The organism is Pseudomonas sp. GW821-FHT02A08 (assembly GCF_059422045.1).
The window spans coordinates 22955-45595 of record NZ_JBWKWD010000044.1; the positions used below are offsets into that span (position 1 = coordinate 22955).

20 protein-coding genes are annotated in these 22641 nt (G+C 59.9%); 10 read left to right on the forward strand and 10 right to left on the reverse strand.

All coding sequences use genetic code 11. From position 1 onward, the window contains the following. Positions 1–40: 40 nt before the first annotated feature. The 6 genes from AC07W4_RS24160 to AC07W4_RS24185 form a co-directional block, all read right to left on the reverse strand. Positions 41–829, reverse strand: a complete 789-nt coding sequence (locus AC07W4_RS24160; RefSeq protein WP_495034265.1) for an SDR family oxidoreductase — start codon at positions 827–829, stop codon at positions 41–43. Positions 830–875: 46 nt separating this feature from the next. Next, positions 876–2423 (reverse strand): amino acid ABC transporter permease/ATP-binding protein, encoded by a 1548-nt coding sequence (locus AC07W4_RS24165; protein ID WP_495034266.1) that lies wholly within the window; start codon positions 2421–2423, stop codon positions 876–878. A gap of 64 nt (positions 2424–2487) precedes the next feature. Next, the gene (locus tag AC07W4_RS24170) at positions 2488–3282 is read right to left on the reverse strand and encodes an ABC transporter substrate-binding protein (protein ID WP_495034267.1); all 795 of its coding nucleotides are present in this window, start codon (positions 3280–3282) and stop codon (positions 2488–2490) included. A gap of 46 nt (positions 3283–3328) precedes the next feature. After that, positions 3329–4399 carry an isopenicillin N synthase family dioxygenase gene (locus AC07W4_RS24175; protein WP_495034268.1) on the reverse strand — a complete coding sequence of 357 codons (1071 nt, stop codon included), beginning with the start codon at positions 4397–4399 and terminating at the stop codon, positions 3329–3331. 14 nt (positions 4400–4413) lie between these two features. Beyond that, positions 4414–5265, reverse strand: coding sequence for a sugar phosphate isomerase/epimerase family protein (locus AC07W4_RS24180; RefSeq protein ID WP_495034269.1), 852 nt, complete (start codon positions 5263–5265; stop codon positions 4414–4416). A gap of 368 nt (positions 5266–5633) precedes the next feature. Further along, positions 5634–5903: a YuaX family protein gene (locus AC07W4_RS24185; protein WP_495034270.1), complete on the reverse strand. Its 270-nt coding sequence runs from the start codon at positions 5901–5903 to the stop codon at positions 5634–5636. A 179-nt stretch (positions 5904–6082) separates the two neighbouring features. On the opposite strand from AC07W4_RS24185, the gene AC07W4_RS24190 reads away from it, so the two are divergent. The 8 genes from AC07W4_RS24190 (at position 6083) to AC07W4_RS24225 (ending at position 13509) form a co-directional block, all read left to right on the forward strand. Then, positions 6083–6856: a ParA family protein gene (locus tag AC07W4_RS24190; protein WP_495034282.1), complete on the forward strand. Its 774-nt coding sequence runs from the start codon at positions 6083–6085 to the stop codon at positions 6854–6856. A 354-nt stretch (positions 6857–7210) separates the two neighbouring features. Beyond that, positions 7211–8521 carry an MFS transporter gene (locus AC07W4_RS24195; RefSeq protein WP_495034271.1) on the forward strand — a complete coding sequence of 437 codons (1311 nt, stop codon included), beginning with the start codon at positions 7211–7213 and terminating at the stop codon, positions 8519–8521. A gap of 23 nt (positions 8522–8544) precedes the next feature. Beyond that, positions 8545–9774, forward strand: coding sequence for a Zn-dependent hydrolase (locus AC07W4_RS24200; RefSeq protein WP_495034272.1), 1230 nt, complete (start codon positions 8545–8547; stop codon positions 9772–9774). A gap of 152 nt (positions 9775–9926) precedes the next feature. Further along, complete coding sequence (locus tag AC07W4_RS24205) at positions 9927–10952, forward strand: histone deacetylase family protein (protein ID WP_495034273.1); 1026 nt, start codon at positions 9927–9929, stop codon at positions 10950–10952. Positions 10953–11117: 165 nt separating this feature from the next. Then, a complete protein-coding gene (locus AC07W4_RS24210) occupies positions 11118–11522 on the forward strand; it encodes a MarR family winged helix-turn-helix transcriptional regulator (protein WP_032829730.1) in 405 nt (134 codons plus the stop codon). Positions 11523–11574: 52 nt separating this feature from the next. Continuing rightward, positions 11575–12783, forward strand: coding sequence for an MFS transporter (locus AC07W4_RS24215; protein ID WP_008051056.1), 1209 nt, complete (start codon positions 11575–11577; stop codon positions 12781–12783). After that, on the forward strand, positions 12780–12902 hold the full coding sequence (locus tag AC07W4_RS24220) for a hypothetical protein (RefSeq protein ID WP_008051054.1): 123 nt from the start codon (positions 12780–12782) through the stop codon (positions 12900–12902). Before AC07W4_RS24215 ends, AC07W4_RS24220 begins: the two co-directional genes overlap by 4 nt. Before the next feature lie 55 nt (positions 12903–12957). Beyond that, positions 12958–13509, forward strand: a complete 552-nt coding sequence (locus AC07W4_RS24225; protein WP_495034274.1) for a glutathione peroxidase — start codon at positions 12958–12960, stop codon at positions 13507–13509. Positions 13510–13597: 88 nt separating this feature from the next. On the opposite strand, the gene AC07W4_RS24230 is transcribed toward AC07W4_RS24225, so the two are convergent. The 3 genes from AC07W4_RS24230 to AC07W4_RS24240 form a co-directional block, all read right to left on the reverse strand. Continuing rightward, on the reverse strand, positions 13598–14878 hold the full coding sequence (locus tag AC07W4_RS24230; protein ID WP_495034275.1) for an OmpP1/FadL family transporter: 1281 nt from the start codon (positions 14876–14878) through the stop codon (positions 13598–13600). Between the two features lie 146 nt (positions 14879–15024). Beyond that, the gene (locus tag AC07W4_RS24235; RefSeq protein WP_008051047.1) at positions 15025–15507 is read right to left on the reverse strand and encodes a hypothetical protein; all 483 of its coding nucleotides are present in this window, start codon (positions 15505–15507) and stop codon (positions 15025–15027) included. 275 nt (positions 15508–15782) lie between these two features. Further along, a complete protein-coding gene (locus AC07W4_RS24240; RefSeq protein WP_007898912.1) occupies positions 15783–16007 on the reverse strand; it encodes a hypothetical protein in 225 nt (74 codons plus the stop codon). Between the two features lie 1007 nt (positions 16008–17014). On the opposite strand from AC07W4_RS24240, the gene AC07W4_RS24245 reads away from it, so the two are divergent. Together AC07W4_RS24245 and AC07W4_RS24250 are read left to right on the forward strand one after the other, a co-directional pair. After that, positions 17015–17338, forward strand: coding sequence for an SEL1-like repeat protein (locus AC07W4_RS24245; protein WP_079246787.1), 324 nt, complete (start codon positions 17015–17017; stop codon positions 17336–17338). Between the two features lie 175 nt (positions 17339–17513). Further along, positions 17514–18878, forward strand: a complete 1365-nt coding sequence (locus tag AC07W4_RS24250; RefSeq protein WP_495034283.1) for a DNA recombination protein RmuC — start codon at positions 17514–17516, stop codon at positions 18876–18878. 139 nt (positions 18879–19017) lie between these two features. Here AC07W4_RS24250 and AC07W4_RS24255 read toward each other — a convergent pair whose 3' ends face one another. After that, positions 19018–22488 carry a hybrid sensor histidine kinase/response regulator gene (locus tag AC07W4_RS24255; RefSeq protein ID WP_495034276.1) on the reverse strand — a complete coding sequence of 1157 codons (3471 nt, stop codon included), beginning with the start codon at positions 22486–22488 and terminating at the stop codon, positions 19018–19020. Positions 22489–22641: the final 153 nt, after the last annotated feature.

Sequence of the window (22641 nt, forward strand, 5' to 3'; positions counted from 1 at the left end):
TCCGGCACCGCCATGGGGTGCCGATCCGGTTGGCGGCCAATTATTGGCTGGAGCGAACGGCCCCTCCATCAATCAACAGGTTCTGCCCGGTCAGGTAGCCCGCATGGCTGCTGCATACGAAGGCACACAGCGCACCGAACTCCTCGGCTGAGCCGAAGCGTTTGGCGGGAATTTCGCTACGGCATTGGTCAAGGAATTCTTCGCTGTCTTGCCCTGACTCCTGGGCAGCAGCGACCAGGTTGTCACGCAGTCGATCGGTGTCGAAGGAGCCCGGTTGCAGGTTGTTGATCGTCACATTGCGACTGGCAATGTTTTCTTGCCGGGCAAGCCCCGCGACAAACCCCGTCAGACCACTGCGCGCGCCGTTGGACAAGCCCAGGCTTTCGATAGGGGACTTCACGGCACTCGACGTGATGTTGATGATCCGACCAAATCCACGTGCCGCCATACCGTCGACCGTTGCCTTGATCAACTCTATAGGGGTCAGCATGTTGGCATCCAGCGCCTTGAGCCAGGCGTCGCGATTCCATTCGCGGAAATCCCCGGGGGGAGGGCCACCAGCGTTGTTGATCAAAATATCGAAATGCTCATGGGCCTTGAGCGCTGCCACCCGACCCTCGGGCGTCGAAATGTCTCCGGCGACGGCGATGACCGTCACTTCAGGGTTTATCGCCCTGAGCTGACGGGCTGTTTCATTGAGCGTCTGTTCGCCGCGCGCGGTGATCACCACGTTCACGCCTTCGTTAACCAGTGCCTGTGCGCAGGCTTTGCCCAGACCTTTGCTGGCGGCGCATATCAGCGCCCAGCGTCCTGCTATTCCAAGATTCATGCGTGTTTTCCTGAATGAAGGAAGCTCGAAGAAAGTGGTTGCCTGCTCATGCATGATCCAGCGTTGCAGACAGGTTGGGCGATCGGGTACTGATGCCCATGAAGCGCCGCACTCGTTCCCCTTCGGCATCGCATCGTATGGTTTGCGGTGCGGCATCCAGTTGGATATTACCGTTTTCCATGAATACGACCCGGTCGGATATCGACATGGCAAAGTCCATTTCGTGGGTCACGATCAGCATGGTCATGCCTTCTTTGGCCAGGTCGCGGATCACGTTCAGCACGTCGTTGACCAGTTCCGGGTCCAGGGCCGAGGTCGGCTCGTCGAACAGCATGATCTGCGGCTCCATCGCCAGGGCCCGAGCGATCGCTACGCGCTGTTGCTGACCGCCGGAGAGCTGGTGCGGGTACTTGTGGGCATGGGCCAGCAGGCCGACCTTGTCCAGTAGCGCATAGGCACGATGTTCACTCAGTTCGCCCGGCTGGCCGTGGTAACGGGGTGCCAGGGTGACGTTGTCGAGAATGGTGCGGTGCGGGAACAGATTGAAGTTCTGGAACACCATGCCGATGTGCCGCACGCCTTTGCGCAGGCGGGTGCTGTTGGGTTTGTCCGATGCTTCGATGAACTTTTCACCGAACAACAGAATGTCACCTGTATCGATGGTTTCCAGGCCATTGACCGTGCGGATCAGCGACGTCTTGCCGGAGCCGGATGGCCCGATGATCGAGACCACCTGGCCGTATTCGACATTCAGGTCGATACCCATCAGCACCTTGTGGGTGCCATAGCTCTTCTGGATGTTCTTCAGTTGCAGGATGGGCGTCGTGTTGTTGCCTGCCGCTTTGCGCGCAATGTCGGGCAAGGCTTCGGCGCTGGCCTTGAACCGGGCGATGGTGGCCGCGTCGAGTGTGTGCGGCTTGCGGAAGTTCAGGTCCAGGTAGCGCTCCAGGCGCTGCAGGAAATAACCGAACACAGTGACGATCAACACGTAATAGACGCCTACCGCCGCCAGGGTTTCCATGACCAGGAAGTTGGTGGCATAGAGGCGTTGGCCGACGGTGAGGATTTCCGTCAGGGAGATGACCGAGACCAGCGAGGTCAGCTTGACCACCGTGATGTATTCATTGATCAGCGTGGGCAGCGAAATACGGAAAGCCTGGGGGATCACGATCAGGCGTTGCATGCCGAACAGGCCGACACCCAGCGCGCGCCCGGCTTCCTTCTGGCCCTTGGCCACGGAGATCAGGCCACCGCGATGGATTTCCGCCATGTACGCCGCCTCAGTGACCACCAGGGCCAGCAACCCTGCGTAGAAGGGGTTGGACAGAATCGGTCCGCTGCCGGGAAACAATTGCGGCAGGTTGTAGACGAAGACCACCAGCACCAGCAACGGGATGCTGCGGAAGAACCAGATGTAGACCGCTGCGGGAATGCGCAGCAAGGGCGATTGGGACAGCTTGGCCGAGGCCAGGACAAAACCCAGCAGCATGCCGATGAACCAGGCCAGGGCGCTGAGCTGGACCACCGTGACGCAGGCCTTCCAGAAGTCCGGCAGGGAGAACAGGGATAAGAAATACGACCAATCGAATTGCATGGGGCACCTCGATCTGCCGCCCCGGTGCAGGGGAGGCAGATGACCAGACTACAAGGACAGGTTCTTAGTTGGCAGTCGGTTCTTCCAGGCCATATTTCTGGAGAATCGCGGCGTATTCACCACTCTTTTTGCTCTCCTCGAAGGCCTTTTGCACGGCCTGGAAGGTTTCGTCGTTACCTTTTTTGACGAAGATGCCCAGGGTTTGCTGATAAATCGGATGCTCGGTGGTGATCACCACCCGGCCGTTGGTCTTTTCCGCGATCATTTTTGCCGCGCCGGCGATTTCAACCTGGGCCTGGATGTTCTTGGACAGCAGGGCCTGGGTCACTTCGGGGGCCGAGGGGTACTCGCTGACGGTGATCGCGCCTTTGTTGTTCGGCACGCAGTATTCGTCGGAGAGCTTCTTGAATTCCTTGACCCAGGTGGTGCCCTGTTCCAGGCCCAGTTTCAGGCCGCACAGGTCTTCAGGTTTTTTCGCATTGATCTCGCTGCCCTTGGGCACCATGACCGCGGCACCGGTGTTGGCGTAGGCGATGGTCTGGGCCTGGGTCTGGCGCTCCGGTGTGATGTACATGCCGGAAATGATCGCGTCGTACTTGCCGGAGTTCAGCCCCAGTATCAGGCTCGGGAACTTGGTGTCGACGAACTCGACCTTGGCGTTCATGTGTTTGGCCAGTGACGTTGCCAGTTCGGGGTCCGAACCCACCACGTTTTTGTCCTTGTCATAGGACTCGAAGGGAGGGTAGGTGATCTCCATGCCGACCTTGAACGAGTCTGTCGCGGCCATGCTCACTGAGGCGCCGAACATGCCGGCTGCCAATACAGCCAGGCTCAAAAGGTTTTTCTTGTTGTTTTTCATTATGTGCTGACTCCGGCGTAGGTAGGGGTTTAGCTGAAAACTTCAATCAGGACGGTTGGGCCTGATTTTTCAAATGTCCGAAACTGGCGGGCTTGCGTGCCTTGCCTGGCAGTTGAACTTCCCCGTTGGCCACCCTCTGGCGCAGATACTGATAGGTCTGCAACGCCTGGCCATACATGTGTTCGCCGATGGTGATTTCTTCGTAGTCGTTGCCTGCCTGGGCGAACCCGGGCAGCGGTCTGATCTGGGTGTGATAGTCGCAGGCATAAAACAGCGGGAAGGAATAACGCTCCTCCTTCACGCTGCGCACCCGGTGCGCGGTGGCAACGAAAGCGCCTGCCGTCATCACTTCCAGCATGTCGCCGATGTTGACGACAAAGGCATCGGCAATCGGTGGTGCATCGATCCATTGGCCAAGATTGTTCATCACCTCAAGGCCCGGTTTGTCGGCCAGAAGGATGGTGAAGCACTCGTAGTCAGTATGGGCGCCAAGACCCGGTGCGTCATGGGCTGCGCCGTCGAAGGGATAGTGGATCAGGCGCAATTTTGACGGCGGACGGGTCACCAGGCTGTCGAAATAGTTTTCCTCCAGGCCCAGGGTCAGGGCGAAGCCGCCGAACAGGCGCCGGCCCAAGGCGAAGATGGCTTCATAGTAGGCCTGCACCGACGCCTTGAAACCTTGCAATTGCGGCCAGTCGTTGGGCCCCAGCAATGGGGTGTTGGCCAGCACCAGCGGGTCGTTGGCCGGAACTTCGAAACCGACGTCGAAGGCTTCCTTGTGGTCCGGCTTACCCTTGGAATAGACCTCTTCGCCTTCGGGCACAAAGCCCTTGTGGGTTTGCGAGGTGCCGATGTAGTGACGCATCTTGGCGTCCAGGGGCTGGTCGAAAAAGTCCTTGGCCGCCTTGCGCAGGTTGGCGATCAGTTGCGGGTCGATACCGTGGTTGGTGATATAGAGAAACCCGACTTCGCTGGCGGCGCGCCCCAATTGTTCGGCCACGGCCAGGCGGTGTTCCAGTTCAAAGCTGAACAGACCGGCGATGTTGACCACCGGGATGCTGTTGAAGTTGGCTTTGTGTGTGTCAGTGCTTGCGCTGTTGTTTTTGTTGTCAGGCATGACGCATCGGCTCCCTAAGGATGGCTTGAATGGCTGAAACGGTCGAAGTGTTCACGCTCGGTCTGGCCCATCCACACGTTCAATGACCACAGGTCGGCGACCGGGACATTGGTGAAGGGCAAATGATGCAGGTAGCCGTCGGCGCCGAATTCCGGGGTCAGGGTGCTGACCTGGTAACCGCGGGCTTGCTGCGAGCGCCAGATGCTTTCCCAGTGCTGCTGATGGAAGGCCAGTTCCCTTGCATATTCGGGAGCCGCCGGGTGCGGAACCTGCGGGCCCTGGTCATAACCGACCCGGGCCTGGATATGGTGAACCCGCTCGATGAAAGCGTTCAGGTCATCGGCCGGGTCATTCAACAGGCGCTCGCAGGTCACCACCCAATGGCTGATGTCACTGGTGAACAACAGCTCGGGCAATTGCCGGATCAACTCCAGGGTTACCCAGGGGTTGAACAGCGAACGCGAGCGGTGGGTTTCGAAACTGCAGACCTGGCCGTGCTTGCGACCCAGTTCCAGCGCTTGGCCAAAAAACTCCACTTGCTGTGGCAAGGACCAGCGATCGTTGCCCGCCAGCACGTTGACGAAGCGTGGGCCGAGCTCGGCGGCCCAGGCGAGTTTCTGGTCGAGGTCATTGAGGTGCACGGCAGGGGTTGCCGATTGATCCGGCAGCACGTCGTACGCAGTGAAGACCGTGCTGATATAGCCCAGGCGATTGGCCTGGAGAAAGGCGGCGAACTCGGCCCGTTCACGGGCGTCCAGTGGCAGGCGTGCTTCCATGCCATCGAAGCCCGCGTGCAGCAACTCCTCGAGCGCTTGAGCCTTGCTGGCGGTGTAACCCCACAGCGTGCGAAAAATTTCCAGCTTCATCAATGATCCTCAAAAATCCCAGGGCCTGCTGCAAAAGCACTTCGACGGCGCCAGGCCAATAGACTGGTTCGCTGTGGAGTCGATGTTAGGCACAGGCCGCAGACTGAAAGAATCCGAAAGTTCAAATGAATACTTCAGACTTTTATTAACAAATAGCTAGCTACTTATAGCGCTGCCAAGGAGGGTTTCTATCGGCGAGAACGTGTCTACGCTGGCTATTAGCGAGAGATGCCATTGTTACGGCATCATTTTGAAGAGTCCCAAGCGACACCGGGTCGCTGAGGGTTAGCTTTTGCTCGATTCTGCTGAAAAAGTCGGTCCTTCCAGACTGACCGGATTCAACCGGTCGCTGCCGACGAAGTTTCAGGTTACTTGCCATTCCTGGCATGCGCTACCTTCGCTCGAATGCCATCAATATATTGGGACTTCAGCTCTGTCGTTAACGGCCCAAGGATGGGGTTTGCCTTGAACCGGGCCAACAGATGCTCAATCACCCGATCTACCTTGGTGTAGGCAGCAGTGACGCTTGAAGGCACCAGCGGATCAAACTGAATCCCTTCCATCTCGATTTCGAGTCGTTTCAACACGGGTTGTGCGTCCAGGATCTGGTGGCGTATTTCATCCAGTGAACATTGCATTGTCGACCTCCTTGTAATGCCATAAGTACAGGCACGCCTATCGTTGACTGCATGTCGGATGACGCAGTCAGGGAATGGCAGTTGCTGTCTTAAAAATGAAACAAAATTGTCGCTTAGAAATATTACTGAAATGTTTCAATCCTATGATCGAGGGAGATCTTTTTCAGGTTAACTCCCCCATGCGTCGAGCTGTGTTCAATCAAAAAGGAGGCGTTGGCAAATCAAGCATCGCCTGCAATCTCGCGGCTGTCAGTGCTGCCGAAGGCTACAGGACGTTGCTGGTGGATCTCGATCCCCAGGCTAACTCGACCCACTACCTGACAGGGCTGACAGGCGACGATATCCCCGTGGGGATTGCCGATTTCTTCAAGCAAACCTTATCCAGCGGCCCGGCCAGCAAAAAGAATCGGGTGGCTATCACGGATACTCGCTACGACAATCTGCACCTGGTCACCGCTAGCCGCGAGCTTGCCGACCTGCAGTCAAAGCTTGAGTCGAAATTCAAGATCAATAAGCTGCGCCGCTTGTTGGTGGAGCTTTCCGAAGATTACGAACGCATTTACATCGATACGCCACCGTCCCTGAATTTCTATACCTTCAGTGCACTGATCGCCGCTGACCGCGTGCTGATTCCATTCGATTGCGACAGCTTTTCCCGCCAGGCGCTCTACAACGTCATCGCGCAAGTGGCCGAGTTGCAGGCTGACCATAATGAGTCGTTGATCGTGGAAGGAGTGGTGGTCAACCAGTTTGTGGCGCGAGCCAGTTTGCACCAGATGCTGATCGACGAGTTGGTGGCAGAAGGCTTGCCCGTGTTGCCGGATTATTTGAGCAGCACGGTCAAAATGCGTGAGTCCCATGAAACGTCGGTGCCCATGATCCATCTGGCGCCACGCCATAAGCTTTCATTGGAATTCGTCAGCCTGTTTTCCGCTTTGGAAAGAGCCGGTTGATCCGTGCGCTGAACATAAAATTGAAATCGAAAGGCCAGTACGATAACTCGCGCGCAATCGCTAGCTCCTGCTTTGAATCAACACCTGTTTTCCTGGCCGCCTTTGGGGCGGCCTTTTTTTTGCCAGCGTTTTTTGGACGCCGCATTTTCAGTCTTTGCATTTCGTCCCCAGCTTGTCGAAGTTCACAGATGGATGCCGCTCTCTATTATAAATTCTAGTAATAATTCGAATAATAAATAGAAAATTGACTAATCATGGTCCCGAAACGAAAAATCATCTCCAGACCGGCGCCGCCAGAGCGCCGCGGATTTGCCGTTTCTCTCCTGCCCAGAAAAATAACCAAAGGAGTCCCCCATGAAGCCTCCCGCTTCGTCCCAGCCGCGCCGTGCGGCAGCCGCTGCCTTCATTGGCACCATGATCGAGTGGTACGACTTTTACATCTATGCCACCGCCGCCGCGCTGGTGTTCGGCGCGCTGTTCTTCCCCTCCGACGACAAGCTGTTCAGCACCATGGCCGCTTTCGGCACCTTCGCTGTGGGCTTTTTTGCACGGCCGTTGGGCGGGATTGTCTTCGGTCATATCGGTGACCGCATCGGTCGCAAGAAGTCGCTGATCATCACCTTGTTGATGATGGGCGTGGTCACGGTGTGCATCGGCCTGCTGCCGACCTATGCGCAAATCGGCGCCGCTGCGCCGGTGCTGCTGATTCTGCTGCGCATCGTCCAGGGTATCGCCGTGGGTGGCGAGTGGGGCGGGGCGGTGTTGATGGCCGGCGAGCATGCGCCGAAAGGCCGGCGTAATTTCTTCGCCTCGTTTGCGCAACTGGGCAGCCCGGCGGGTTTGATCCTGTCGCTGCTGGCCTTCAGCGCTGTCACCCGTTTACCGGAAGAAGACCTGATGAGCTGGGGCTGGCGCTTGCCGTTCCTCGCCAGTTCGCTGTTACTGTTGGTGGGCCTGGCGATTCGCCTGGGGGTCAATGAATCGCCGGAGTTTCTTGCCAGCCGCGAGCAGGCCAGCAAAAGCCAGCGCAAGGAGCAGGCGCCGGTCATGGAGGTGCTGCGCACCGCTTGGCGTCCGCTGCTGTTGTGCATCGGCGCCAATACCCTGGGGATTGCCGGGGTGTATTTCACCAACACTTTCATGATCGCTTACACCACTCAGCAACTGGAACTGCCGCGCTCACTGATCCTTGAGTGCCTGTTCTTCGTCGCAATCATCCAGTTCTGCATTCAGCCGCTGGCGGCCTGGGTCGCCGAGAAGATTGGCGCGACCCGCTTCCTGTGCCTGGTGTCGCTGCTGGCCATGGCTTCGCCGTACCCGATGTTCGTGCTGGTCAGTTCGGCCCAGGCGCCGCTGATCATCCTCGGCATTGCCTTGGCGGTGGTGTGCATGGCGTCGTTCTATGCGGTGATCGCCGGCTATGTCAGCGGCATGTTCGAGACCCGCGTGCGCTACACGGCTATTTCCCTGGCGTACCAGATTTGCGGTGCGCTGGCCGGTGGACTGACGCCGTTGATCGGCACGCTGCTGGCGCACAGGTTCGCCGGGCAGTGGTGGCCGATGGCGGTGTTCTACAGCCTGATCGCCGCGACTTCGCTGCTGTGTGTGCTGGCCCTTGCCCGTCGCCATGCCAGCGCTGAACGCCTGGAACTGGCCAAAGCCTGAGCTGAATTGTCCTGGAGAAACACATGTTGAAGATCAATGGCGAACGCCTCTGGGCGAGCCTGATGGCGATGGCCGAAATCGGCGCTACCGCCCGTGGCGGCAGCCGCCGCCTGGCCCTGAGCGACGAGGACAAGGCCGGTCGCGAACTGTTTGCCCACTGGTGCCGCGAAGCCGGCATGACCCTGAGCGTGGATGCCATCGGCAACCTGTTCGCCCGTCGCGCCGGCACTGACCCCGACGCTGCCCCGGTGATGATGGGCAGCCACCTCGACACCCAGCCTGAAGGCGGACGGTTTGATGGTGTGTATGGCGTGCTCGCCGGCCTGGAGGTGGTGCGTTGCCTGAACGATCTGGGCATCCAGACCCGCAAGCCGCTGGAAGTGGCGGTGTGGACCAACGAAGAAGGCGCACGCTTCACCCCGGCAATGTTCGGCTCGGCGGTGTTCACCGGCATCATGGCGCTGGACGCCGCGCTGGCGGTGCGCGACATCGATGGCATCAGCGTCGCCGAGGCGCTGCAACGTACCGGATATGCCGGCGAGCGTCCGCTGGGTGGCGCGGTGGATACGTACTTTGAAGCCCACATCGAGCAAGGGCCGATCCTCGAAGACAATGCCAAGAGCATCGGTGTCGTCAGCGGCGGCCAGGCGATTCGCTGGCTCGACGTGCGGGTCGAAGGCATGGCGGCCCACGCCGGCACCACGCCTATGCCGCTGCGCAAGGATGCCTTGTACGGCGTGGCGCAGATGATCCAGGCCATCGAAGGCCTGGCGACGGACTTTGCCCCCGAAGGTCTGACCACGGTCGGTGAGTTGGGCATCAACAAGTCGTCACGCAACACCATTCCGGGGCTGGTGAACTTCACCGTCGACCTGCGTCATCACCGGGATGAAACCATCGAGGCGATGGAGCAACAGGTCCGTGCGCGACTTCAGGCGATAGCCGACGCTCGCGGATTGACACTGGCGATCACCCCGCACTGGATCAGCCCGGCGACGCCGTTCGACGCGGACTGCGTGGCGGCAGTGCAACAGGCCGTGGACGCGCTGGGCTACGCTCAGCAATCGATTGTCAGCGGCGCCGGACATGACGCGATCCACCTGGCGCGGTACTGCCCGACGGCCATGGTGTTCATCCCGTGCGTGGGCGGCCTGAGCCACAACGAAGCCGAAGACGTGCTGCCCGAAGACGTGCGCCGGGGCACGGATGTGCTGCTCAACGCGGTGTTGGCCCGCGCCGAAAAAATCGACTGAACGCAAGACACTGTGGGAGCGGGCTTGCTCGCGAAAGCGGTGTGTCATTCAGCAATGAAGGTGGCTGACACTCCGCTTTCGCGAGCAAGCCCGCTCCCACAGTGGGGCGCGTCCGGGTTCAAGATCTACGTCAACTGACAGGTATTCTCTCAATGCGCAGTTTTTTCCACCCCGAACAATTGCTCCACCATCCACGCAGCTATTACTCCCGTGGCCAGATGCGCACGCCGCAGGAAGTACCGGAGCGCGCGCAGCGCCTGGTGCAGGCGTCTCACGCGTTGGGTTTCAAGGTCGAGCAACCGGCCGATGCCGGGCTTGATCCACTGTTGGCGGTGCACGGTGCGCCGTACCTCACGTTTTTGCAGGAGGCCCACCAGCACTGGAAAGAGATTCCCGAGGACTGGGGCGACGAGGTGATGTCGAACATCTTTGTCCGCGAACCCAATGCCCTGCGCGGGATTCTCGCGCAAGCGGCGCGCTATCTGGCCGATGGCAGCTGCCCGGTGGGCGAACGGACCTGGCGTTCGGCCTACTGGTCGGCGCAAAGCGCCATCGCCGGTGCCCGGGCGTTGCTCGATGGCGAGCCGGCAGCCTATGCCCTGTGTCGTCCGCCGGGTCACCACGCCCGGGCCGAAGCGGCGGGTGGTTTCTGCTATGTGAACAATGCGGCGGTGGCGGCGCAGGTATTACGCGGCGGTTTTTCTCGGGTAGCGGTGCTGGATACCGACATGCATCACGGGCAAGGGATCCAGGAGATCTTCTACGACCGCGATGACGTACTCTACGTCTCGGTGCACGGCGATCCGACCAACTTCTATCCGGGCGTCGCAGGTTTTTCCGATGAGCGCGGTGTCGGGGCGGGCGAGGGTTTCAACCTCAACCTGCCGATGGCCCATGGCGCCAGCGAGGCGGACTTCCTTGAGCAATTGGAGGTAGCGCTGAAGGCGGTGACGGACTTTGGCGCCGAGGTGCTGGTGCTGTCCCTGGGCTTCGATATTTTCGAACTGGACCCGCAAAGCAAGGTGGCGGTGACCCGCGAAGGGTTCGGCGTGCTCGGTGAGCGGATTCGCAGCCTGGGGTTGCCATGCCTGATTGTGCAGGAGGGCGGGTATCACCTGGAGAGTCTGGAGGATAACGCCAAGGCATTTTTTGTGAGCCCTGGGGTGTGGCACCTCTGAGACTTCAGGGTGTGAGGGGGTAGCTATTTCATTAGGGATTCGGTTTTGTTGACAAGAAAGTGGGCACACCGAAAATCTCTGTGGGAGCTTGCTCGCGATGGCAATCTATCTGTTGCCACTTCCAGGCAACTTGATTTTAGCGACTCGCGGGTATATACACGCACCATGCTCGATTCCCAATGTTTATGCATCAACCTGCGTCGCGCCGCCCGTGGCGTCAGCAGGCACTACGACGGCGCTCTCGACGGCTTCGGGATCAACGTTGCGCAGTATTCTTTGCTGTGCAATCTGCAGCGCCTGGATCAGCCGAGCATCTCGACCCTGGCCGAAGCCATGGGTCTGGATCGCAGCACCCTGGGGCGCAATTTGCGGGTGCTGGAGGGTGATGGCCTGGTGACGCTGGTCGAGGGCGAGGACATGCGCAACCGCATCGTCCTGCTGACCGAGGCCGGGGCGGAGCGACTGAAGGCTGCGTTGCCGGCCTGGGAAGCCGCGCAGCAACGCTTGATCGATCGCCTGGGTGCCGAGAAGCGCGAAACCTTAATGAAGCTGCTGGACGAACTGGCGTGATGCCGGTTTTTCCGAACATAAGCGGGTATATACCCGCTACCGGAGAACAACAATGACATCGATGTGGCGTACATGCGGCTGGGTTCTGTTGGGGAGTGCGCTGATCCTTGCGCTGTCGCTGGGCGTTCGCCATGGCTTCGGGCTGTTTCTGGCGCCGATGAGCGCCGAGTTCGGCTGGGGGCGTGAAGTCTTTGCCTTCGCCATCGCCTTGCAGAACCTGATCTGGGGCCTGGCTCAGCCGTTCACCGGTGCCCTGGCCGACCGCTTCGGCGCGGCGAAAGTGGTGCTGATCGGTGGTGTCCTGTACGCGGCCGGGCTGATTTGCATGGGGCTCTCCGACTCGGCGCTGACCCTGTCCCTGAGTGCCGGCCTGCTGATCGGCATCGGACTGTCCGGTACGTCGTTCTCGGTGATCCTGGGGGTAGTCGGGCGCGCAGTGCCGCCGGAAAAACGCAGCATGGGCATGGGGATTGCCAGCGCGGCCGGTTCGTTCGGCCAATTCGCAATGCTGCCCGGCACACTCGGTTTGATCGGCTGGCTTGGCTGGTCCGCGGCGCTGCTGGCGCTGGGCTTGCTGGTGGCGTTGATCGTGCCGCTGGTGGGCATGCTCAAGGACAAGCCGTTGCCTGTCCTGGGCCATGAACAGACCCTTGGGGAAGCGCTGCGCGAGGCCTGCTCCCATTCCGGATTCTGGCTGCTGGCGTTCGGCTTTTTCGTGTGCGGGTTCCAGGTGGTGTTCATCGGTGTGCACTTGCCGGCGTATCTGGTGGATCAACACCTTCCGGCGACGGTCGGCACCACGGTGCTGGCGCTGATCGGCCTGTTCAACATCTTCGGCACCTATACCGCCGGATGGCTCGGCGGGCGCATGTCCAAGCCGCGTTTGCTCACCGGTCTGTATTTGCTGCGGGCGGTGGTCATTGCATTGTTCCTGTGGGCGCCGGTGACGACTACCACGGCCTACTTGTTCGGCATGGCCATGGGCTTTTTGTGGCTGTCGACGGTGCCATTGACCAACGGCACGGTGGCGACCTTGTTTGGTGTACGAAACCTGTCCATGCTCGGCGGGATTGTTTTCCTGTTTCATCAACTCGGCTCGTTTCTGGGCGGCTGGTTGGGCGGGGTGGTGTATGACCGAACCGGGAGTTATGACTTGATCTGGCAAGTGGCAATTCTCTTGAGCCTGTTGGCCGCTGCCCTCAACTGGCCGGTGCGTGAGCGGCCGGTAGAGCGTCTGCAATCACAAATGAGTGCGATATGAACAACCTTTGGCCACGGATCGCTGTTGCCGCCGTCTGCGCCTTATTGCTGGCGTTGTCGTGGTGGGGCTGGCATCAGGGCGGACTGGCGCTGATGCAGTTGGGCATGGGTGCTTGCTAGCGGGCGGCGAGGGCGAGTAACGTCGCTTTTGACGAATTATCAAGGATGCACCGACATGCTGATGCGCTCGATTGCAGTCCCCGCGTTGCTGCTGACGTTTACCGGGCTGGCCTACGCGGCCGAGTGTCCGGAGCTGTTGCAAGGATCACTGCAAAAGCTGCGCGCCAAGGAATCCATCGACCTGTGCCAACGGTATGAAGGCAAGCCGCTGGTGGTGGTCAATACGGCGAGCTTCTGCGGTTTCGCCCCGCAGTTCAAAAGCCTTGAGGCGCTGAATCAGCGTTACAAAGGACAGGGGCTGGAAGTGCTGGGTGTTCCGTCCAATGACTTCAAGCAGGAGTCCAGGGACGGTGCCGAAACCGCCAAGGTTTGTTACGTCAACTATGGCGTGACGTTCACTATGACCGAGCCGCAGTCGGTACGTGGCGCCGACGCAACCCATCTGTTCAAGGTGCTGGCCGAACAGAGCAGTGCGCCAAAATGGAATTTCTACAAATACGTGGTCGATCGCAAGGGTAAGGTGATCGCCAACTTTTCCAGCCTGACCAGGCCCGATGATCCCGAATTCATTGCAGCGGTGGAGCAAGCCCTGGCTTCACAACCTTGATCCGCACCCACTAAAAAGCCCCGCCTCTGTGAAGAGAGCGGGGCTTTTTTGATTCCGGTGGCGAACGGTTCAGGCTCGCCGGGAACCATCAGAAGCGGTAGGTCGCGCCGAGACCGAAACCGTTGGCGTCGTTTTCATACTTGGCGTTGTATTTCTGGTTATGGCCGTCGCCGTTGACCTTGACCGATTCCTCGCGCAGGTACGAGTACGCCAGGTCGATGGTCAGGTCGTCGGTCGGGCTCCAGCCGGCGCCCACGCTGAAAATCGTGCGATCGCCAGTCGGGATGCGTGGCGAGCGGTTGACGTTGTTGGTCGGTGCCTGGTCAACGGACAGGCCGGTACGCAGTACCCATTGCTTGTTCAACTGGTAGGCCGCGCCGATGGCGTGAGCCCAGGTGTCGTGCCAGTTCTGTTCTTCGGTGATGGTGCCGAACTGGCCGTTCAGAACAGCCGGAACACCTTTGTTTTCAACGGTGATTTCTTTCAGGCGGCTCCAGCGGGTCCAGGTGCTGCCTGCGTAAAGAGTCCACTTGTCGTCGAGCTGGTGAGTGACCGAAAAGTCCACCGATTCAGGCGTGGTCACATCCAGCGAAGCGTCATATTTCTGGCTCGGGTTCTGGCCGACCAGGCTCAGCAGGTTGTAGTTGACCTTGGTGTCACCCTCGAGCTTGTACTTAACTTTCGAGTGGTAGGTCAGGCCGACACGGGTGCTGTCGGTGGCTTGGACCAGCACGCCGATGTTGTAGCCCAGGGCGGTGTCGTCACCCTTGATCTTGACTTGACCATCGGGCAAATTCGTTAAGGTCGGCAAGGCCGTTATGTTCGATTCCAAGGTGCCGTCGATGCGGTTGATGGTCGGGCCGAAACCGATGGAAACCTTGTCGTTGAAGGCGTAGCTGACAGTCGGTTGCACGGTGACGATCTTGACTTCGCTCTTGCTGCCGAAGTAACGACCCTCAAAGCCGCTTTCGTAGTCGGTTACCAGGCCGAACGGGGCGTATATGCCAATACCGAAGGCCCAATGGTCGTCGATTGGCTTGACGTAGTAACCCATGGGCACGGCGATGAACGGAACCATATCGCCGTCATTGCTGCCATGGTTGTTCGGGGAGGAGCTTGCGTGGCTGATGTCGGTGTGTGCGTCGATCATCGCAACACCGCCGGTGACTTGTTCGCGCTTGATGCGAGACATGCCGGCAGGGTTGCCAAAAATGGTGGATGCGTCGTCGGCAGAGGAAGATCGCCCGGCAAAACCTGACCCCATCCCGCTGATGCTTTGTTCGTTGAGGGCAAAGCCACTTGCAAAGATCTGGGTGGATGCCATGGCAACGGCGAGACTAATGGTGGTTTTGAGCATTACTTTTTTCATTATTAGAACTCCTGGTGATCACCGGGGCGAAAATTACCAACATTTTCGTCCCGGCGCCATAGGCTGTATGCCTTGATTTAGAGCGGTTTTGTAGGACAATCCGACCAGAATCGCGGCGTGTTGCGCGATCTTTGGATCCAGAGGTGTCAGCAGGCTACCTGGTTCAGGGGTGAAACACAGGTTTGCCAGGCGCTGGTGAAATCACGCAGACGCCCTTGGGGCTGAAATGTCTGGCGCCAGATCCTGGCCATGCCCAACAGATCATCAGGGGCGGGGAGGGGGGTGTTCTGTTCTTCCACCAGCAGCCAGGCGATGGCTGTGGCGTAACGCAGGTTGACGGTCAATTCGAGGTGCGGGCCACTGAGAAACGCATGCTGGCTGGCCAGGCCGCGGACCAGGCTTGCACGCTCCGGATCAAGGGCCAGGTAATGGTCCCATAGGGCCTGGTGGCGGGGCTCGGCGATGCGGTACAGGCCGTGCCCACGGCGGTCATGCAGGGCGGAACCAAGGGCGGACTGGCTGGCGGCAATGCCCAGCAGCAGGGATTCGGCAGTAGCGCTATGACGTCCGAGGTAGATCAAGGTCGGACGAATCACATAACGGCACAGTTCGCTGGCAGCGATACCCATAAAACCCTCGAAACCTGAAATGGACGGCGATACCTGAAGGGGGCTTGGCAGCGGTGAATCGGCTCAGGCTCGCCGCAAGCGGGTCAAGCCGCTTGAGTTGAAGTGTAGTGTCATATTCGCGCTGTAAAGGCCTGTTTTTAAAATATTTCCAGCGACCAGTTATAACCCTTATATCGGATCGTGCTTAGTCGTGGTTCGAGGAAAATGAAATATCGGGCAATAAAAAGCCCCGCTTTTCGGGCAGGGCTTTCGGGTTTTTCAGCCTTTCTGGCGTTTCAGGCAACCAGTGCCTGACGGGTACGCTCGATCACGGCCTGCAGCGGCTCGGCGCTGGAGTATTGATCGGGGTACAGGCGTTCGCTGTGACGAGCGATGCCGTGTTCGTTGACCAGGGTGAAGCTGAAGCAGCCTTTGCGAGCGGCCATGATCAGGCAGTTCATTGGTGCAAAAGCGTTGGTTAGGGTGCGAATGGCATCCTGAGTGTGGATTTGAGTAGACATTATTGGGTGTTCCTACAAATGACACGGATAAGAACCGTGCAACGTTAAAACGTTCCAGTAACGTCGATCACCATTGATCGAACGAAGAACCCGACTGGAACAAAGCAGCCAGTTTGAAGCGCTGACAAGTTGGCGCGCTTGGGCTGGCAGGTAGGTACTTAGGAGGGCAGGCAACACATCGAGGGCAAAGGTTCTGGGCCCGGGGTGAAGATCCTGATCAATTTGCAGGTTGGTTCGAGCAGAGTAGGCAGGCGGAACAACACCCTTTGCTTTCGATTCAAAGGTTGTGTTGGCGCAAGATTTACCTGGAAACCATCGAGGTGGTCGATCCCGCTTGTTCGGTGGAGGCTTCCGTCGGGAAGGCTGACCGGGGGGATTTGTTCGACCAGAATTGACTTTCAGCTTGGTACTAACGCCGCAGATACTAACGGATTGTACTGGCCAAGGGAAGTGTGATAGCGAAAAGAATTTCCCGGCCGGTGCCTGGCCGGGCAGTTTTGCCTTGTGGAGGTGCGCATAAAGCTGCACGGCCTGGGATTGATACGCCCTGTTTCGGCACAAAATTCGACCACCGGTCATCGACGTTTGTAGCGGCGCAGCTGTCTGGACACCGGGTTTGCCAGGGCTTATCCCCAGGTACGACAAAAAAATGCGCCGAAAAAGGGCGTCGATATAACCATCGCAAAGGCACTTGTGCACATTAGTTGCGCGGTCTGTCACCCTGCTGTCATCTCACGTTCAAGCGTAATGGCTGCCTGTAACCAAAATTTAAGTCAATGAAAAACATCGCTTTTTTTTACTGGTGAAAAAATCGTCAGTTTGACTGCGAGCCCCATTCCACAGGGCTTTGAGCGGGTTCGAGGGCGGTTGTCCACTGAGTTATCCACAGCTTCTGTGGATTGTCCCGAGCGCTTGCTCTAGGACGGGCGTGCCGGGATATTTTCAGCTTTACCTGTAAGAAAAAGAGAGTAAAGTTGCGCGCCTTCTGATCTACCCCACAGTGCTTTATGAAGTTTCGCTCAGCCCCTGTTTCCTCTTCTTCCACTCCGCCCTCTGTTGCCCCTACCAAGCGCTTTTCCATGCGCGTGGCGGAGTGGCTGTTGGACAGTCCGCATCTGGGCGAAAACCGTAACGTCAAACACATCGCCGGACGTTTGCTCAAGCAACCGGCCCGTGAAGGTGTGGTGGCTGCGCAAAGCCGCCTTGGCCAGTTGATGTGCCGCGAATGCGGGAATGCCCGGGACCGCCGGATCGGTCAGGACCTGCTGCGTCAGGCCGCTCGGGCAGGCGATCACCGCGCTCAACAGGAACTGGGGCTGATCGAAGACTGAGCTGTCCAAGACCGGACCTCTTGGTTAACCTTCAGGCTTTATCCGAATGGCAGGAGTGGCTATGGCAATGGACTTGACCAGCGTATTGCTGGGTCTGGCAGCGGCTGCGTTGCCGTTGCTTGTATTGGCCTGGCAACTGCAGCGTCGGGCCAGCAGCACGCAAGCCGATGTCACGCTGCTCCAGGAGCGCCTGGCCATGGCGCAACTGGCGCAGGACGGATTGAATGCCCAGCTGGAATCCAGTCGCGATGAAGCGGCAGACCTGACCCAGGCCAACGCCGCCAAACAGGCCGATCTGGCTGCGCTGCGTCGTGAAGTCGAACTGCTGCAGATCGAGCGCGACGACGCCCGGGACGCCGCCCATGCGTGGAATATCGAACGCGCCGGCAAAGAAGCCGAATTGCGCCGCCTGGATGCCCAGGCCGCGTCGCTCAACGCCGAATTGCGTGAGCAGCAGGACAGTCATCAGCAACGCCTCAACGACCTGCAAGGTTCTCGGGACGAGTTGCGCGCGCAGTTTGCCGAACTGGCGGGGAAAATTTTCGATGAGCGCGAGCAGCGTTTTGCCGAAACCAGCCAGCAGCGCCTGGGGCAATTGCTCGATCCACTCAAGGAGCGCATCCAGTCTTTCGAGAAACGTGTCGAGGAAAGCTATCAGACCGAGGCCCGTGAGCGTTTCTCCCTGGCCAGGGAACTGGAGCGCCTGCAACAGCTGAATTTGCGCTTGAGCGATGAAGCCACCAACCTGACCCGCGCCTTGAAAGGGCAGAAGACCCAGGGCAATTGGGGCGAACTGATTCTAGAGCGCGTGCTTGAGCATGCGGGTCTGGAGAAGGGGCGCGAGTACCAGACCCAGGTCAATCTCAAGGGGCCGGACGGCGAGCGTTTCCAGCCGGACGTGATCATTTATCTGCCGGGCGACAAGCAGGTGGTGGTCGACTCCAAGGTCAGCCTGACGGCCTATCAGCAATACGTTGCGGCCGAGGACGAGGCCATCGGCCAGATCGCCATCAAGCAGCACGTGCTGTCGTTGCGCAATCACGTCAAAGGCCTGGCCGGCAAGGATTACAAGCGCCTCGATGGCTTGCACAGCCTGGATTTCGTGTTGCTCTTCGTGCCGATCGAGGCAGCGTTTTCTGCGGCGTTGCAGGCTGAGCCGACGCTGTTCCAGGAGGCATTCGACCGCAACATCGTGATCGTCAGCCCCACCACGTTACTGGCGACCCTGCGTGTGATCGACAGCCTGTGGAAGCAGGAGCGCCAGAGCCAGAATGCCCGGGAAATCGCCGAGCGGGCCGGGTGGCTGTACGACAAGTTCGTGCTGTTCATTCAGGATCTGGACGAGGTCGGCAATCGTCTGCAGCAACTGGACAAGGCCTACAGTTCGGCCCGAAACAAGCTGACAGAGGGGCGGGGCAACCTGGTCAGTCGCAGTGAACAACTCAAGCTGCTGGGGGCACGGGCAAGCAAGAGCCTGCCGGCGGATTTGCTGGAGCGGGCGATGACCGATATCGATGGGTTGGTCGAGTTGCCGGAGTAGCATCCAAGCAAAAGCTTCGCGGGCAAGCCCGCTCCCACAAGGAACTGCGGTGAAACACATAGGGTGTGAACGCCGCGGTCTCCTGTGGGAGCGGGCTTGCCCGCGAAGGCGTCAGATCCATCACCACATCGCCCAAACCCTACAACGGCAAATACCGGCTCAACAACGCCCGCAACGCCGCCGGTTTCACCGGTTTGGCCAGGTAATCCAGCCCCGCGGCATGTACCAGGTCGACCGTCTCCGGCCGGCCATCGGCGCTGATCACCACTCCAGGAACCGGTTCACCCATCTGCGTGCGTAGCCAGGCCATCAAATCGGTTCCGGTTTCGCCATGATCGAGGTGGTAATCCACCAGCGCCAATTGCGGGCGCATGCCTTCGCCCAGCAACGCGGCGCATTCCTCGCGATTGCGCGCGGTCCAGACCTGGCAACCCCAGCGGCTGAGCAGGCTGTTCATGCCGATCAGGATGCTGTCTTCGTTGTCGATGCACAGCACCTGCGCGCCATTGAGCAATTTGCCATTGAGTTCGGCGACATTGACCGGCGCTGCGGTTTGCGCCCGGGCCAGCGGCACGCTGACGCTGAACACGCTACCGCGCCCCGGCCAGGAACGTACGCGCAAGGTATGGCCGAGCACGCGACATAGCCCGTCGGCAATCGCGAGCCCCAGGCCGAGGCCTTTTTCGGCCCGTGTCTGGTGGCTGTCGAGGCGCTTGAACTCTTCGAAAATCACCTGCAGTTTATCTTCCGGGATGCCTGGCCCACGGTCCCAGACTTCCAGGCACAGTTGATCCTTGTGCCGACGAACCCCCAGCAGCACCGGCCCTTTGCCGTAGCGGAAGGCGTTGGTCAGGAAGTTCTGCAAGATCCGCCGCAGCAGTTTGATGTCGCTGTCGACCCGCAACGTGCTTGCGCGAACCCGGAACTCCAGTTTTTGCTCTCGCGCCAGCGCCTTGAACTCTGTGCCGAGGGTATCGAACAGTTCGTTGAGGGCGAATGGCTGGCGATTGGGGTTGATCTTGCCGTTCTCCAGGCGGGAAATGTCCAGCAGGTCGCTGATCAAGTCCTCGGCCGAGCGCAGCGAGCTGTCCAGGTGTTCGACCAGTTTCTGTGCTTCGCCGGACAACCCGTCGTCCTGATGGGAGAGGGCGGCGGAGAACAGCCGCGCCGCATTCAAGGGCTGCATCAAGTCATGGCTGACGGCGGCGAGGAAACGGGTCTTGGACTGGTTGGCCGCCTCGGCGGTGCCCTTGGCTTCGGTCAGGGCAACGTTGAGTTGCGACAGTTCGTGGGTCCGTTCGGTGACCCGTCGCTCCAGTCCTTCGTTGGCTTCGGTCAGCGCTTGCTCGGCTTCGCGGAACGCGGTGATGTCGGTGAAACTCATGACGAAGCCGCCGCCCGGCATCGGGTTGCCGATCAGCTCGATCACCCGGCCATTGGGGAACAGGCGCTCTGAGGTGTGCGCGCGGCCCTGACGCATCCAGTGCAGGCGGCGAGCGACGTGCACTTCGGCTTCGCCGGGGCCACACAGGCCGCGCTCGGCATTATGGCGAATGATGTCGGCAATCGGCCGGCCGACTCTGATCAGGCCGTCCGGGTAGTTGAACAAATCCAGATAGCGACGGTTCCAGGCCACCAGCTTCAGCGACTGGTCGACCACGCTGATGCCCTGGGTGATGTTCTCGATGGCGCCTTGCAACAAGGCACGGTTGAACTGCAGCACCTCCGAGGCTTCGTCGGCGATGCGCACGACGTCCTCCAGTTGCATCTCCCGGCCCTCGATGGCGGCTTTTACCACCGCGCGGGTCGAGGAGGCTCCGAGCACACCGGCCAGCAAGCGTTCGGTATGGGCGATCCATTCACTGTCGGCGTTCTGGTTCGGGTTGAAGCCCTTGCCCTGGCGATAGGCAAAACGGATGAAGCTTTGACGGGCGCGTTCTTCGCCGACGAAGCGCGCCGCCAGTTGCAGCAGGTCGTCGATCTGCACCGCCAGCATCGAGCGTGCGCTGGGGCGGGCGCTGATTTCCTGGCCGATGAAGCGGCCCGCCTGCCAGTGCTCGGAAACCCGGGTGCGCGACAGAACCGAAACCCAGGCAAATAGCGTGAAATTGCCTGCCAGCGACAGCACCACGCCCTGGGTCAGCGGGGTGATCGGCAGGTTCAATGGATTGCTGTGCAACCATGCCAGACCCGGGAATGTGCTCAAGGACAGGCCGAGGCTGAGGGCGGCAATCGGCAGGATCAAGGTGTAGAACCACAGGAAGGTGCCTGCGGCGAGGCCGGCGAAAACACCGCGGCGGTTGGCCTGTTTCCAGTACAGCGCACCGAGCATGGCGGGGGCCAGTTGGGTCACGGCGGCGAAGGCAATCTGGCCGATTGTCGCCAGGCTGGCGGTCGAGCCCAGCAGACGATAACTGACGTAGGCCAGCAGCAGAATGACCACGATGCTGACGCGGCGCACCGACAGCATCCACTGGCGGAACACTTCGAAGGGGCGCTCGGCGTTATTGCGACGCAGCAGCCATGGCAACAGCATGTCGTTGGACACCATGGTCGACAGCGCCACGCTGGCCACGATCACCATGCCGGTGGCCGCCGATGCGCCACCGATAAACGCCAGCAGGGCCAGCGCCGGATGCGACTGCGCCAGGGGCAGACTGATGACGAACGAGTCCGGCAACACCGAGCTGGGCAGCAGCATCTGGCCGGCCAGGGCGATCGGCACGACAAACAAGGCAGCAAGGGCGAGGTAGGCCGGGAATACCCACTTGGCCAGGCGCAGATCCTGGGGGTCGATGTTCTCGACAACGGTCACGTGGAACTGCCGTGGCAGGCAAATGATCGCCATCATTGCCACACCGGTCTGCACCACCATCGACGGCCAATTGATGGTTTCCTTCCAGTACTGTTCGAGACGCGGCGCCAGCATGGCCTGGTCGAACAGGTCGTCGAAGCCGTCGTACAGGCCGTAGGTCACGAATGCGCCGACGGCAAGAAACGCGAACAGCTTGACCAGTGATTCGAAGGCAATGGCCAGCACCATGCCACGGTGGTGCTCCGTGGCGTCGAGGTTGCGGGTACCGAAGACGATGGTAAACAGCGCCAGCACCAGCGACACGATCAGCGCCGTGTCCTGGGCCCGGGTGCCCATGGCGTCGGCGCCAGCACCGATCAGCAGGTTCACGCCGAGCACAATGCCCTTGAGCTGCAACGCGATATAGGGCAGCACGCCGACCAGGCAAATCAGCGCCACCACCACCGCCAGCGACTGGGATTTGCCATAGCGTGCGGCGATGAAGTCGGCGATCGAGGTGATGTTTTCCTGTTTGCTGATCATCACCATTTTCTGCAGGACCCACGGCGCGCCGACCAGCAACAGGATCGGCCCGAGGTAGATCGGCAGGAACGACCAGAGCTGTTCGGCGGCCTGGCCCACGGCGCCGAAGAATGTCCAGCTGGTGCAATAGACCGCCAGCGACAGGCTGTACACCCAGGCGCGCACACGCGGCGGCAAGGGCGCGCTGCGACGGTCGCCATAGAAGGCGATGGCGAACATGATGGCCATATAGGCCAGGGCGACGACGGCAATCAGCCCGGTGGACAGCGACATGGGGACTCCAGACAAAAAACACCCGGTCCTTGCGCCCGGACAGACAGTCTCGCACGACCGCCAGCGTTAGTCAGTGTCGACCAAGGTCGTGGCGTGGCGGGGTGTCGCAGGGGGATTTGCAGTGTCTGGGTGGGCCCCTTCGTCGGAACGCCG